Annotated in this window: 13 protein-coding genes, 1 other RNA gene and 1 pseudogene; 8 read left to right on the top strand and 7 right to left on the bottom strand. The window is 47.3% G+C overall.

The features are described from left to right. Positions 1 to 145: 145 nt before the first annotated feature. The 4 genes and pseudogenes from COW20_21640 to COW20_21625 all read left to right on the top strand — a co-directional run bounded on the left by COW20_21640 (position 146) and on the right by COW20_21625 (position 3,757). Positions 146 to 1,228, top strand: a pseudogene (locus tag COW20_21640) (transposase). A 398-nt stretch (positions 1,229 to 1,626) separates the two neighbouring features. Continuing rightward, positions 1,627 to 2,385 (top strand): hypothetical protein, encoded by a 759-nt coding sequence (locus tag COW20_21635; protein PIW44962.1) that lies wholly within the window; start codon positions 1,627 to 1,629, stop codon positions 2,383 to 2,385. 45 nt (positions 2,386 to 2,430) lie between these two features. After that, positions 2,431 to 2,826, top strand: a transfer-messenger RNA (tmRNA) gene (gene ssrA, locus COW20_21630). A 55-nt stretch (positions 2,827 to 2,881) separates the two neighbouring features. Further along, entirely contained in the window at positions 2,882 to 3,757 is an 876-nt protein-coding gene (locus COW20_21625) for a cation transporter (protein ID PIW44961.1), read from the top strand. Between the two features lie 35 nt (positions 3,758 to 3,792). Here the strand turns inward: COW20_21625 and COW20_21620 are convergent, their stop codons facing one another. The 4 genes from COW20_21620 to COW20_21605 all read right to left on the bottom strand — a co-directional run bounded on the left by COW20_21620 (position 3,793) and on the right by COW20_21605 (position 5,961). Continuing rightward, positions 3,793 to 4,080 (bottom strand): DUF370 domain-containing protein, encoded by a 288-nt coding sequence (locus COW20_21620; GenBank protein ID PIW44960.1) that lies wholly within the window; start codon positions 4,078 to 4,080, stop codon positions 3,793 to 3,795. A gap of 39 nt (positions 4,081 to 4,119) precedes the next feature. Then, positions 4,120 to 4,383, bottom strand: a complete 264-nt coding sequence (locus tag COW20_21615) for a hypothetical protein (GenBank protein ID PIW44959.1) — start codon at positions 4,381 to 4,383, stop codon at positions 4,120 to 4,122. 350 nt (positions 4,384 to 4,733) lie between these two features. Then, on the bottom strand, positions 4,734 to 5,000 hold the full coding sequence (locus tag COW20_21610) for a 30S ribosomal protein S20 (protein ID PIW45132.1): 267 nt from the start codon (positions 4,998 to 5,000) through the stop codon (positions 4,734 to 4,736). A 112-nt stretch (positions 5,001 to 5,112) separates the two neighbouring features. Then, on the bottom strand, positions 5,113 to 5,961 hold the full coding sequence (locus COW20_21605) for a hypothetical protein (GenBank protein ID PIW44958.1): 849 nt from the start codon (positions 5,959 to 5,961) through the stop codon (positions 5,113 to 5,115). Positions 5,962 to 6,086: 125 nt separating this feature from the next. Here COW20_21605 and COW20_21600 point away from each other — a divergent pair, with 125 nt between their 5' ends. From COW20_21600 to COW20_21585, 4 genes are read left to right on the top strand one after another with little or no spacing between them, the layout of a single operon-like run. Next, entirely contained in the window at positions 6,087 to 6,950 is an 864-nt protein-coding gene (locus tag COW20_21600) for a hypothetical protein (protein ID PIW44957.1), read from the top strand. A 20-nt stretch (positions 6,951 to 6,970) separates the two neighbouring features. Beyond that, entirely contained in the window at positions 6,971 to 8,095 is a 1,125-nt protein-coding gene (locus tag COW20_21595) for a hypothetical protein (protein PIW44956.1), read from the top strand. Positions 8,096 to 8,104: 9 nt separating this feature from the next. Beyond that, the gene (gene rpiB / locus COW20_21590; GenBank protein ID PIW44955.1) at positions 8,105 to 8,554 is read left to right on the top strand and encodes a ribose 5-phosphate isomerase B; all 450 of its coding nucleotides are present in this window, start codon (positions 8,105 to 8,107) and stop codon (positions 8,552 to 8,554) included. Further along, positions 8,544 to 9,809, top strand: a complete 1,266-nt coding sequence (locus COW20_21585; GenBank protein ID PIW44954.1) for a serine hydroxymethyltransferase — start codon at positions 8,544 to 8,546, stop codon at positions 9,807 to 9,809. Before rpiB ends, COW20_21585 begins: the two co-directional genes overlap by 11 nt. On the opposite strand, the gene COW20_21580 is transcribed toward COW20_21585, so the two are convergent. From COW20_21580 to COW20_21570, 3 genes are all read right to left on the bottom strand, one after another. Beyond that, positions 9,803 to 11,167 carry a hypothetical protein gene (locus tag COW20_21580; GenBank protein PIW44953.1) on the bottom strand — a complete coding sequence of 455 codons (1,365 nt, stop codon included), beginning with the start codon at positions 11,165 to 11,167 and terminating at the stop codon, positions 9,803 to 9,805. The two genes, COW20_21585 and COW20_21580, sit on opposite strands and share 7 nt — an antisense overlap. Positions 11,168 to 11,730: 563 nt before the next feature. Beyond that, positions 11,731 to 12,303 carry a glutathione peroxidase gene (locus tag COW20_21575; protein ID PIW44952.1) on the bottom strand — a complete coding sequence of 191 codons (573 nt, stop codon included), beginning with the start codon at positions 12,301 to 12,303 and terminating at the stop codon, positions 11,731 to 11,733. A 52-nt stretch (positions 12,304 to 12,355) separates the two neighbouring features. Continuing rightward, a complete protein-coding gene (locus COW20_21570; protein ID PIW44951.1) occupies positions 12,356 to 13,252 on the bottom strand; it encodes a hypothetical protein in 897 nt (298 codons plus the stop codon).

Genomic DNA, 13,252 nt, shown 5'->3' with positions numbered 1-13,252 from the left:
GGCACCTTTGGGGTGTCGGTATGAGATAAAAGGCGTATCAATCGTTAGACGGGTGATAATAACATCTTACTAACTATTCTAACACTATCAGATTGAGCTATTTTAACACTATCAGATTGGGTCTGAATTTTTGTATAATAACCCTATGTTAGTGTATGAATTCAAGCTCAAAGGCAAACCTCATCAATATCAAGCAATAGATGAGGCCATTCGTATTGTGCAGTTTATCAGAAACAAAGCTGTAAGATATTGGGTCGATAACCGGGGTGCAGGCAAGAATGATCTCTACAAACTGGCTGCTTCTCTTCCTAAAGAGTTTGAATTTTCAGATAAACTGAATTCAACAGCCAGACAGCAAGCCACGGAAAGAGCCTGGAGTGCTATTTCAAATTTTTTTGAAAATTGTAAGAAAAAGATTTCCGGTCAAAAGGGTTATCCTAAATTCCAAAAGGATAATCGTTCTGTTGAGTACAAACGCTCTGGCTGGAAGCTTGTTGAAGGCTGCAAACGAATTCTTTTTTCAGATAAGTGTGGCATTGGCACTCTCAAACTGATTGGCAAACAATGCCTGAATGGCTTTCAAGATCAAATTAAGCGAGTACGTCTTGTGCGCCGTGCTGATGGGTATTATGCGCAATTTTGTTTAGATATTGACCGCAAAGAATGCCTTGCAAGCACAGGCTCTATTGTGGGTTTAGATATGGGCATCAGACATCTTTGGACGGATAGCCTTGGTCATATCCTAGAAAATCCCAGGGTCTTGAAACAGTCAGAAAAAGCCCTTAAACGAGAACACCGCAAACTTTCAAGAAAACAAGAAGGCTCATCCAATCGAAGAAAACAAATCAAACGCTTGGCTAAAAAACATTTGAAAGTACAAAGACAGCGTAAAGACTTCGCCATTAAGGCAGCGAGGGCGTTGTACCAATCTTACGATTTTGTCGTCATTGAAAATCTTCAAATAAAGAATATGCTGAAAAACCACACCTTAGCAAAAGCAATTTCTGATGCAAGCTGGCATCAACTTAAGCGATGGTTAGAGTATTTCAGTCAAGTTTTTTCCAAAGCTTTGGTTTTAGTTCCTGCCCATCATACCAGTCAAGCTTGCAGTGGTTGTGGTAAAAGGGTTGTAAAAAGTCTGAATGAACGGGTGCATCGTTGTGATTCGTGCGGTTTAGAACTAGACCGAGACCACAATGCTGCATTGAATATACTTAGTAAAGGATTAGCATTGATCGGTACTGTGGGGCACACAGAAACCGGGCATCACAGAGATGTCGAAACGCCTGAGAAGAGATGAACCGCTGTCTGAATCTGGGAACAGAGTTTAAACAAGTTCGCTCGTTGAATCAGGAACCTCTTTCCTTATAGGGGGGGAGGATGTCAGACACAGCGTAACATGATTTGAGATCGGATTACGAGACCTTCCAAAGCGATTGTTTGAAGTGTGGGTTAGGCTCCTCTTGCTTTCTTCCTTGTGAAGAGGAGTGGGGGCTTTTATGTCTTCAAAAGAGATTTTGGGGGTCTGGGAAAAAAGTTTTATCTCAGAATTTTCTCGGGGTGAGAATCCTCTGTTCCAGCCACCTGCTTCTTTCGGCTCTGCCTGAAAGATGTTAAAATACCTGCATGAGCAGGCACAAAAGTATCTTTGAGGATCTTCAGGTCACGACCGATGGGCAGTCGGGCATTGAAATGCCGATTCGCCTGTACCGTTCTGAAATAGTCGTTTCCTATTTTGAATGTGGCTTAGAGCCTCTCTTGCCCATGATGCCCCATGAACGGGTGCATCCCGTGCGCAGAGGCAATAACCGCAGTGCGCTGGCCATGATTCAAACCCATGTGCAGCACGGTTCCATTCCTCCTTACCGTTCGGTGGCGATTGCCATTCCCGTCACCTTGGGCAAATGGCCGGCCCCTTCCTATCTGCCGCTCTGGTTTGAAGAGTCGTGGGGCAATAAGGGCTTTTATATTTATAAAGAAGGGGTTTCCAGCAGCGAAGCCTTTGAAGCCCGCACCGAAATTTGGGGCTACCCGATTTTTCTGGCTGAAATCAACCATCAAATGCTCGACCCCCGTACCCAGGAAACTGAGCTGATTGAAGAAGAGCGGATTCTCACCCTGCGCGTCAAGCGCCCGGAATACGTGCGTGAGCAGGACAAAGAACTCAAATTTTACTCGATCAAGCAGAATATTGTCTGCGAAAACAAGGTCAAAATGCAGTGTTCACTGACCTCTTCGCGTTCACCTGAAGCCTCAATGGTGGTTTTTGGCAAGCATCCGGTGGGAGCTCAGCTGAAGTCGATGGGCATTGGGCCCTATTCGCTTGAAACCTTTTATTATTTTGACGCCCAGGCCATTCTGCCTTACCCCGACTACCTCGACTGATCCGCTTGTATTGCACAAAATCGCTGTGCTAAGATAAACCTACACGGGGATGTAAAGGCTTCGACACTTGACATCATCGTACGGACTGCGGGCCGAGAATGTCGATGTTCTCGTAAAACTATCGGCAAAAATTTAAACGCAAACAAGAAAAATCTGTTTGCCCTTCCTTCGTTGAAAGCTGCACCCGCTCGCGTGGCGGTTGCTGCCTAAATAAAGGAAAGCCCCATTCTGCTTCGGGCCACGGAAGTAGAGTGGGCCTAAATAGTGGTTGCCTGATTAGCTGATACTGATAAGCTGAACAGAAAGATCATCAGTTAGTTTGGATTTGATCCTGTCTGTGGGAGTGAATCCAGATGAAATTTTTAATACACAGACTACGTTCTGTAGACGTTCGTATAGTGGGTTGCGTGGACGCGAGTTCGATTCTCGCCATCTCCACTGAAGCAAACGGGGAAGATTTCTTCCCCGTTTTGCATTTTTAGACAGGAATGATGATATGCTCGATTTAAGTGTGCGCAAGTCTCAGATTGTAAGGGTTTTGGCGATTACGTTTGTGCTCAATCTGGTGATTGCCCTGGCCAAACTGGGCTATGGCTATTTTACCCATACCCTCAGCATGGTGGCTGATGGTTTTCACTCCCTAATGGACAGCACTTCCAATATCGTGGGCTTTGTAGCAGTGGCCTATGCCTTTGATCCTCCCGATGAGGATCATCCCTATGGGCACCGCAAGGCTGAAATCGTTGCCTCAATGCTGATCGCCGTGATGTTGGGGCTGACCTGTCTGGAAATTATTAAAGAAGTGGCCTCACGGCTTTCGGCTCCTGTCACCCCTGAGGTTTCAGTTTTTTCATTCGTGATCATGGTGGTGGGGGTGCTGATCAATTTCTGGGTGGTTTGGTATGAAACCCGTGCGGGCAAAGCCTTCAACAGCCACCTTTTGCTTTCGGATGCCATGCATACCCGCAGCGATGTCTTGGTTTCACTTTCTGTTTTGGTTTCATTGGGGGCGATTACCCTGCGCTGGTATTGGTTGGACCTCTTGGTTTCTCTCGGGATTACCCTGGTGATTGGCAAAATGGCGGTACAGCTTTTTCGTGAAAATCTGGGAATTTTAATTGACCAAACCCCAATTGATCGCGAGCTTGTGCGCGAAAAAGTCAAAGCCGTGTCAGGGGTGTATGATTGTCATCAGATCCGGGCCCACGGCTTGTCTGATGCGATTTATCTGGAGTTGCATATTTGGGTGGACCCCAATCTGCGGGTGACGCAGGCGCATGAGCTTTCTCATCAGGTTAAAGATGCTCTACATTCAGCGTTTCCGGGTCTTCTGGACGCTACCATACATATAGAGCCCGCAGACCTTCCTTAGGAAGTTCCACGGGCTCTTTATATAAGTGTTGAAATTTACCGGTAGAAGGGATGAATCCAATTGGATTGATCGTTGACTACTTTGCTGAGGTGGTAGGCGCTTTCCATTCTGTTGGCCAGAGAATCGGCAGTGAAGGCCGAAAGATAAACATCTTCGTCCATCGTCACAACGGCGCTGCGTGTGCGTTTCCCCTTGGTACAGTCAAAAAGTTTTCCCGCATCCTTGGCGCGGTGAATCAGGCGTTTGATCGGTGCAGAATCTGACGCCACAATGGCGATGATTTGATCGATCACGACCTGATGATTATAACCAATATTTAGCATGATTTATCTCCTCAAAAAGCGCGGCAAATCAGGTGATGATTAGTCATCCGATTTGCGGGAATTGCTTTCGTTATAGGAACCATCTGCACGCTTGGCCAAAGAATCAGCGGTAAATGCAGAAAGCACGATATGACCGGAATCGGTGATCACCACGCTGCGTGTTTTACGTCCGTAGGTGGCATCTACCAGTTTGCCGGTTTTTTGGCCTTCATGAATCATACGCTTGATGGGCGCTGAATCAGAGGAAACAATGGCAATAATCCGATTGAGGGGAACAATATTTCCATAACCAATATTTAACATGTGTTGTACGTCTCCTAATGAGTCTGTATCGCATGGTATTTTAATAGATAATCATTATAACCAAGGCAACTCTCAAAACAAAGAAGATACAACCCAGGTAAATCAATTTATTCAAAAATTGTTGATTTTGTGTTGATTTCTTTGTCTAAAAAGAAACATTAATTGGCCCTTCCGAGCTTTTAAAAGTAGCGTTCTTATAGTTTTGTTCAAGAGAAGATTAAGTTTTAAGTGCTTTGGTGCCGTTTTGAACCGGGTTTACAGGTCGAGAAAGACCTGAACGAAAGATACAGACATGAAAAGAGCCTGCAATAGAGTGTCTATTGCAGGCCAAAATCTTTTACGAAAGCTGATTAGGCTTGAGCGGTCGCGTTCACTTTTTTCATAAGGCGGCTCTTGTGACGGGCGACTGCATTTTTGTGCAGAACACCTTTGGCTTGGGCCTTATCAAGTTCGCTAACGGCCAATTTGGTCAAAGACTCCAGATCAGTACTGTTATCACCCAAGGCACGGACTACTTTTTTCATGGCGGTACGGGCACGGGATTTGACCAGGGAGTTTTGCACACGGTTGCGATCAGCTACTTTGATGCGCTTTTTGGCAGATTTATAGTTCGCCATGGAATCAAAAACCTCTTTTTTAAAATCACATTCATCCAATGATAATCATTAACCAATGAGAGATCATCTTAACACAGGATCTGTTCTTTTGCCGAGAGTAAAGCCAAAAATGCTAAATGATCTTAATCGGTTGCAGTTCGGATGCTTCTTCAAACCATTGTGCCACCTGCTTTTTCGTGGGTAAAAAGAGAATGCCCTGTTGGTTCATTTTGATCTTGGCCTGCTGAATTTTATTGTAAAGTTCGAGCGGTTTGAGTTTCATCATTTCGGCCAGGGTGGTAATGGCGATCAATTCAAGCATGGCTGCATTTTCAGGGCCCATTGAAGGTACTCGGCAGATATCTGCAGTATGCACCAATCTCAGGATTGAGCGTTCAGAAAGACCTGTTCGTTTTGAGATCATGTCTCGGTTTTTGCGGTTGCTGGCGACTCTGAGGATATCCTCAGTGGTGCGGATATTGAGCTCTTTGAGCTTATTGACAAAGGTATGTGCCAATCCTTTGATTTCCTGTAAAGGATAAGAGGTAATCACTTCAATTTCTATTTCACTGCGCAGCAACATATAACCGCAGGAATTACAGAAGGCCACCCCTCCATTATTAAAGGATTGGCAGGAAGGGCACATGCCGCCCTGTTCCATATTCCAGCTTTCAGTCCGTTCTTCCTCCTGTTTGTGGGAAGGAGTATTTGGAATTTCCTGAAGATTTTCAAACTGAATGGGCGTTTCCGTTTTTTGAGACTGCGGAGCTGCAGTGGGGGGAGAAGCGGCTTGTTTCGTGCGAAAACGCTCCTGAATACTTGAGCGAATATTGGCTGCGCCCGAAGGGGCTGGGCCGCCCTGCTGCAGACGATCTCTGAGAGAAGGGGTTTGTGCCGGGGGATTGGGAGCTCCTTTTGAACGCAAGGCATCCAAACGTGCTTTGAATGCAGAATTTGCATCTCCGGGTTTTTCTTCGCTCATCCAAACAGCCCTCCAAACGCTTGCTTTTTTTTAAGATTTTGACAGGTCTAGAGTCTTGATTCAGATTCCGGCTGATTTTCAGCGACTGAAGCCTGTAAAATTTTCAGGGTCAATTTGATTTTGACATGCTACTATATATGTACCATACTTACTGGATTCCAGAATACCTGCGCATGGATGAATACAGCATGAAAAAAACAGAGCGCAGTCCTTTTCGGCTTTTGCTGGTGGGGCTGTTGATGCTAAGTCCGCTCCTGATGGCTCCTAGGACACTTAAAGTGACTGCTGGTGGCCGTGTTTCTTATATTTCAGGCAAGACCAATGTTAAAAAAGGGCAATTGGTCAAGCCTGGTCAGAGTGTTACCACAGGCAGCAATGGGCGTGTCGAGCTTACTTTTTCAGACGGTTCCCGTCTGAGAATTGGTTCAGCCAGCCATTTGCTTCTGATCAGTGACGACCCCGCGAAAAGACAAACCATGGCCCGTTTGAATAAGGGCAAGGTTTGGAATCAGGTGCGTCCGGCTCCGCAAAAGAAAATGATTGTACGCGGGCGCCATTCTGTGGCTGCTGTTTTGGGTACGACCTATAGCTTAGAAGTGAGCGATACTGCGACGCAGACGGCTGTGTTCAAGGGCAGTGTGGGTATCCATCGCCCCTTCGAGATGCCAGAGTCACATCTGGGTGAATTATTTCAGAAAATGCCGGCGTCCTTGCCTTCTTCTCAACCTCAAGAATCTTCAAAGGGCTTTCAACAGCCCAAACAGGTTGATTCTCCAGTGCATGAAATCCCTTCGCCGGTGCGGGTCATTCCGGGTCCTGTCGAAGTAAGTATGGAACAATGGCTACAGATTGTTGAGAATCAGCAGATTACAATGGGAGATGCGGGGCTGGCTCAGGTTCGCACGCTTGACCCAGCGCAATTGCGCAAAACCGATACTTGGTATCAATGGAATACACAAATGGACGCTCAACCTGCCAGAACGGAATAAAGGAGTTAGAGAAAAAGACTATGCGTTTTGCCGAGACGATGGGTGGTCAGGACTTGATTGCAATCATGCAGTCTATGCATGAAAATGGTTTTACCGGCGCCCTTGAAGCGAATACCAGCAGCATGTTCGCCACCGTTTGGATGAAAGAAGGAAATATTCTCTACGCGCGTTCCTCAGAGAGCACGAGCTTGGGAGAAGCAATTCTGACCCTCGGTCTGGTGACCAAAGAGCGTTTGGATGAGTTAATGCAGCAGGTTGAAGGGCCCACCTATCTTCAGGATTCCATGCTGGACAGTGTTTTGATCAAAAATCAGGCCGTTCCCCAACAGGTGATCAGTTATATTCGCGCTTTTCAGATTTCTGAAGCGCTGTTCTGTATTCTTGACTGGGAAAAGGTCGGTTATGAGTTGAAAGAAGGTGGCCAACCCAAAATTGGAGCGCCGGAGCTTTTGCCTCTGAGTTATCCTTGGATTGACTTTTTAACCGAGTATGGGCCCGATTGGGGGCGTATTCGTTCCCGGATTGGTTTGCCAACCCAACTGTTCCGCAAACAACCGGCCAAGCGTCGCGATTTGAATTTAAGTCCTGAAGAAGAAAAAATCTACAATCTAATGGATAGCCATAAAAAGGCCAAAGACGTGGTGCTTTGGAGCGGACTTAATTTTTATGTGGCCAATAAAGTGATTTACCAAATGCTGGACTCAGGCACGATTGATATTGTGGAACGTCAGGCGTTTCGTCCCAGCCAGTTTATGTCAAAATCTGTGAGTGATAAATTGCAACCTTTGCTGCGTTTGCCAGGCGTCGTCAGTGCCTTTTTGGTGGACCGTACCGGCAAGATGATCGTGCAGGATCGTTCGACTTCGGATCATGATGAACTGAGTGAACATATCAAAACCATGGCCAGTATTTTCGTGCAAACCGTCGATGACTTTGAACGAAATCTTCCCAAAGATGCTGAGTCTGGACGGGTTGAGCAGATTCTGGTAGAAAAAGAGAATGGCACCAAAACGCTGCTGATTGTCAGCAACTCGGTTATTCTCGTGATTGATGCCGCCCAGGACGTCAATTGGGGGCTCTTGCGCCTTTCCGGTCAAAGAACACTGCTTTCAGTGCGTATGCAGCTCTTTGCTTCACAAAGCTAGTTAGTGTCTATGAAAATAGTACTCGGTTCTGATCATGCGGGTTTTGAACTCAAACAGCATCTTGTAACTGTTCTTCAGCAAGCCGGCCATGAGACCTATGATGTGGGGGCTTTTTCAAGCGCTTCAGTGGATTATCCCGACAGTGCAGCCCAGGTGGCTGCACGACTGGCTTCTGGCCAGGCTGAGCGAGGGATTGTGGTCTGTGGTTCTGGCATTGGCATTAGCATCGCAGTTAATAAAATGCCTGGCATTCGTGCGGCGCTTTGCAATGAGCCCGTTTCAGCCCGCTTATCGCGTGAACACAATGATGCCAATGTTTTGGCCTTGGGGGCGCGTTTAACCACTCCCATGATGGCTGAAGAAATTTTGAAGGTTTGGTTGGAAACGCCCTTTGAAGGGGGCCGTCACCAAGGCCGGATTGATAAAATTACCGCACTGGAGCAGGCCCATGCAGACTGAATGGCTTCATTTGATCGCTCAAACCGATCCTGAACTTTCGGCAACGATTGAACGTGAATGGCAACGTCAGGAAGATCACCTTGAGCTGATTGCCTCTGAAAATTTTGCCAGCCCCGCTGTGATGCTCGCACAGGGCAGTTGTCTTACCAATAAATACGCCGAGGGTTTGCCAGGCAAACGCTATTATGGTGGCTGTGAGTTTGTCGATCAGGCCGAAGAACTGGCCCGTGAGCGTGCCAAGCGCTTGTTTGGCGCAGAGCATGCCAATGTCCAACCCCACTCCGGTGCCAGTGCCAATCTGGCGGTCATGCTGGCCACCCTCAAACCCGGTGATAAAATTTTGGGCATGAATCTCTCCCATGGGGGACATTTGACCCATGGCAGCCCTGTAAATATTTCAGGGCTTTATTTTGAATCCCATTTTTATGGGGTGGATCCTGAAACCGGTCGGATTGATTATGAGGAACTGCGCCAAAAGGCTCTGGAAGTTAGGCCTGCCATGATCATTGCCGGGGCCAGTGCCTATGCCCGCACGATTGATTTTGAAGCGTTTCGTCGGATTGCGGATGAGGTTGAAGCTTATTTACTCGCAGATATCGCCCATATTGCCGGTTTGGTGGTGGCCGGTTTGCATCCCAGCCCGATTCCCTATGCCCATTTTGTCACGACAACCACCCATAAGACCCTGCGTGGGCCACGGGGGGGCATGATTCTCTGCTCTTCAGATTGGGCAGCTAAAATTGACAAGGCTGTTTTTCCGGGCTTACAGGGGGGGCCTCTGATGCATGTGATTGCTGCCAAAGCAGTGGCTTTTCATGAAGCGCTGCAACCGAATTTTAAAACCTATCAGCAGCAGATTCTCAACAATGCCCAGGCTTTGGCGCTGGCGCTAATTGGACGGGGTTTAAAGCTGGTTTCAGACGGAACAGATAACCATCTCATGATGCTGGATTTGCGTCCCCTGGACAAAACCGGTAAAGAAATGGAATTGGCTTTGGGACAGGTGGGAATTACCGTGAATAAGAACACCGTACCCAATGACCCCAAAAGTCCCTTTGTGACCAGTGGCTTGCGGATTGGCACACCAGCCGTGACAACCCGAGGCATGCAGGAAGCCCAAATGCAGGAAATTGGAGAATGTATCGCAGATATTCTGCTGAATAGCCAGGATGCTGAAGTTTGTGCCCAGGTTCAGGCCCGTGTGGCTGCACTTTGCCGTCAATTCCCGGTCTATGCGAACGTTCAACCTCAATAGGGGTAAATCAAGCCCCGACTGAGCAAATCCTTTTTCACCTTATCGGGTTCAGTAAACAGCATCTGGCCTTGAAAGCGCGAACTGAAGGGATCTTCTTCTGTGACATTGTGAATATAAACCGCCACAATCTGTTGCGGAAACTCCTGGGCAATTTGGCGATAAATTTCAGGGTCGCGCTCTCCACTGTCACCAAACAGAATAAAACGGCGCTGTGGGTAGGTTTCAAGAATCCGCCTGATTTTGCCTGTTTTATAAATTTCATGGTCGAAAAGCGAATCATTGTCTTTGCCCAGGCCCACATTTTTGAGGTCAATCGAACCTTCTGGAAAATTACGGTAATCCAAAAAGAGGTTGATGCGGCTGTAAAGATTGTCGGGGCTGCTGGAGACATAATGGGTAGCGTCGTAGCCGTCGCCTTCAGGGCCATGGTGAATGGCTCTGAAGAGATCGCTCATGCCAGCGACGGGCAATTGGGTTTTATAATTGCTGAGAAAAATGGTTTTCAACATGCGCATTTTGCTGGTGGCGTTGGTTTGCAAAATGGTATCGTCAACATCTGAAATAATCCCCAAACGGTTAGAGTCTGGGTTGTGCAGGATAAATTTACCCTGGCTGGGTTGGGCTTGGTAGCGTTTGATATTTCGGGCTGAAAGGCTGACTTTGGCTGCATGAAGCCCCAGGGGCAGATCTTCGATATGCTCAAAATTGACTTCAAAAAAACCCTCGTCATTGGTGAGCACTTCCCTGATTTCCGAGCCCAAACTGACGGTCAACCAGACCTGTTCAGCTTCATTCAGTACAAAACGGCGTGAGGTTTTGACCAGATTTTTCAAGCGGCTGTCTTTTTCCTCGACGGCGTCCAGGCGTCGATCTGAAAATAAGCGCCCACTGACGGTGAGCTTGGCGGTGGTGCCGTATCCATCATAGACATCGATTTGGAGTTGTTTTTCTTTCCGGGTACGCGTACTTTCGGTGCCCTCTGTGGCCGTGTCTGAAAGAGCTTGGGCTGTCGGCAGTTCTTCCAGGGGAGCTTCTGCATCTAAACGGGGCAATAAAGTCTCTGTTTCACTCTGTGTTTCGAGGGGGAGCGAGGATGCTGCTGCCTGCAACAGGGGATCAGATTCAGGGAGCTCTGGTTGGGAAAGATTCATGGACTCTGTTGCTTTGACTCCTGTGGGAGATTTTTTTTCAATCTGGCTCAGCGAGGTATTGAGGTGATCTACAGCCCGTTCTAATGATTCTATCTGTTGAACGGCCAAAGGGGCTGTGTCGATTACACCCACGGGCTGGGTTTTGCCACAAGCAGTCAAAAGTGAAAGCAGGAGAGGCAGGCTGAGAGGAATTATCGATCTTTTCATGCTATCTTATCGTAAACTTAATCTTAATTCTTTCTGAAAAATCCGAAGTTTTTAAGCATGTCCCTTGCTCTGCGTGACTATATTAAGATTAAGATAAAGTAAAACAATATTTAAGAGGCGCATGTATGTTGTCGAAAATATTATTCTCTGCCGGTTGCTTTTTACTCTTGGTAGGATGCGGGCATGGAGAAACAACGGCTTATCGCGCAAACTTTTATACCCCAGCGGACAGCATGACTCTGGCGCAGAAAAACCGCCATGATTTATTGGCTTCTACTCAACTTGAAACAGGTATTCTCTATAAAACGCCGGATACCACCAGCAGTGGAGAATCAAGTGAGGCGAGTGATTCAGAAACTGAAAGTTCTGAGAGCAGTGATACTACGGCGTCCCAACAATAAGGGCTGATTTAAAACATCCCCCTTAATAAACGCTTTCTCAACCCATGGCTTTTCCTCTTGCCATGGGTTTTGCTTTGAGGGGTTCAGGCCAGCCCGATCGGGCACTCCAGAAGCTAAGATCTGATTAGCTGGCCGGTTCAATACCCGAGACTTTGATTCAGATCAGCGTGCAGATTGTGGCACATCTTTTAGCATCTTCTCCAACGCCTGAATAAACTGAGGAGCCAGAGGTGAAACTGAACTGTTAAAACTTAAAACGGTTTGTGTTTTGCGATCAATCAGATATTTATGAAAATTCCAAAGCGGGGCTTCTCCTGTGCGTTTTTTCAACTCTGTAAAGAGTGGGTTGATAGCGGTGCCTTTGACCGAGCTTTTGCTGAACATGGGAAAAGAAACCTGAAAGTTTTTTGTGCAGAACTCTGAAATCTCTTTGTCGGAACCCGGTTCCTGACGACCGAAATCATTGGCTGGAAAGCCCAAAATGACCAACCCTTTGGCTTGATATTTGCGATAGAGTTCTTGCAAATCCTTATACTGCGGCGTATAACCACAAAAGCTGGCGGTATTGACGACCAAAACCACCTTGTTTTGGTATTGACAGAGGTTTTCAGTTTTTCCTTTCAAGTTTTTGAAACTGTGATTGAGTAAGGCGGGGCAGGCTGTATCTTTGGCCCAGGCTGATGAAGCGAGTGAGGCGGCTGTGGCCAAAATCAGAGCGGTGATCAGGTTTTTCATGGCAGGTCTCCAGGAGGTGATTCTCCTAGTATAAGCCTTGACGGGGCTTGGTTTATTCGACATGCCCCTGAATTGTCAGGTTTCCTTGCTCCAGATTTACGGCATCGAGAATGGCCTGTTGTCCGGACTCTAATTGGGTAATTTGTTTCACCTGCTGCTGTACCTGGTGTTTGACCATGGCTTTAATAAAAGGGGCGGGAATTTTCAGACTGCCCAGGGAAAGCGAATAAATTTCAGGAGAAATGGTTTGGTTATTCAGGCTCAGACCCAATTCTCCGCCCAGATAAATGGTCGGTGTTTCGCGGGTGACGCCAGGCAGGTTTTTAAAGAAATGATCGGGCAGGTATTTGGGCAGAAGTGCAACCGTAATGCGGCCTCGCCCATTTTGTAGCTGTACGGAAACCCCTTGAATGGAGGGGCGGTATTCGGGCACTGTTCCTGTGTACAGACCATTGTAGATCATGCTGGCAATCTGGTTCTCGCTCAAGTTGAGCTGAAAATTACGTTTGCCGGATTCGTTGGCAGGCTGTGATTGAGGGGGAATTTCTGCACGCGTTTCTGAGCGTGATTCTGTTCGGTTTTGTTCTGCTGGTAAAACAGAGGCTTGCGGGGACCTTTCTGCTTGTGTGTGCGCCTGAAGTCTTTCGTCTGAGACGGATGCCTGTTGAGCTGTTCTCTGTTCTTCGCGCTGAGCGGGAACCGTATTCTGAGGGATTCTGTTGGGTTCTTGGCTTTGAGGCAGAGTGGCTGCTTCAGCGGGTTCCTGCAGGGCCTGGGACATTTGACTGCGCAAATCGGGTTCCGCAGCGGGACGTGAAACAAAGGTCGTGACTTCTGCGGGTTTTTGCGTTGCATTGCGCATCAGCCATTTGGGGCCAAGAACCAGACCTGTTCCGCCGATTACGGCAATGAATAAAACCGAGCCCCCAAACCAATAACGTGCTTTCAT

It is taken from the genome of bacterium (Candidatus Blackallbacteria) CG13_big_fil_rev_8_21_14_2_50_49_14 (assembly GCA_002783405.1).
Lineage (GTDB): Bacteria > Cyanobacteriota > Sericytochromatia > UBA7694 > UBA7694.
This window is presented reverse-complemented; position numbering and strand designations above follow the sequence as displayed.

What these genes read in the sequence shown, in the direction of transcription:
- COW20_21635 (PIW44962.1), top strand. Translation starts at nt 1,627, where the DNA reads ATGAGCAGGCACAAAAGTATCTTTGAGGATCTTCAGGTCACGACCGAT.
- COW20_21625 (PIW44961.1), top strand. Translation starts at nt 2,882, where the DNA reads ATGCTCGATTTAAGTGTGCGCAAGTCTCAGATTGTAAGGGTTTTGGCG.
- COW20_21620 (PIW44960.1), bottom strand. Translation starts at nt 4,080, where the DNA reads ATGCTAAATATTGGTTATAATCATCAGGTCGTGATCGATCAAATCATC.
- COW20_21615 (PIW44959.1), bottom strand. Translation starts at nt 4,383, where the DNA reads ATGTTAAATATTGGTTATGGAAATATTGTTCCCCTCAATCGGATTATT.
- COW20_21610 (PIW45132.1), bottom strand. Translation starts at nt 5,000, where the DNA reads ATGGCGAACTATAAATCTGCCAAAAAGCGCATCAAAGTAGCTGATCGC.
- COW20_21605 (PIW44958.1), bottom strand. Translation starts at nt 5,961, where the DNA reads ATGAGCGAAGAAAAACCCGGAGATGCAAATTCTGCATTCAAAGCACGT.
- COW20_21600 (PIW44957.1), top strand. Translation starts at nt 6,087, where the DNA reads ATGCTACTATATATGTACCATACTTACTGGATTCCAGAATACCTGCGC.
- COW20_21595 (PIW44956.1), top strand. Translation starts at nt 6,971, where the DNA reads ATGCGTTTTGCCGAGACGATGGGTGGTCAGGACTTGATTGCAATCATG.
- rpiB (PIW44955.1), top strand. Translation starts at nt 8,105, where the DNA reads ATGAAAATAGTACTCGGTTCTGATCATGCGGGTTTTGAACTCAAACAG.
- COW20_21585 (PIW44954.1), top strand. Translation starts at nt 8,544, where the DNA reads ATGCAGACTGAATGGCTTCATTTGATCGCTCAAACCGATCCTGAACTT.
- COW20_21580 (PIW44953.1), bottom strand. Translation starts at nt 11,167, where the DNA reads ATGAAAAGATCGATAATTCCTCTCAGCCTGCCTCTCCTGCTTTCACTT.
- COW20_21575 (PIW44952.1), bottom strand. Translation starts at nt 12,303, where the DNA reads ATGAAAAACCTGATCACCGCTCTGATTTTGGCCACAGCCGCCTCACTC.
- COW20_21570 (PIW44951.1), bottom strand. Translation starts at nt 13,252, where the DNA reads ATGAAAGCACGTTATTGGTTTGGGGGCTCGGTTTTATTCATTGCCGTA.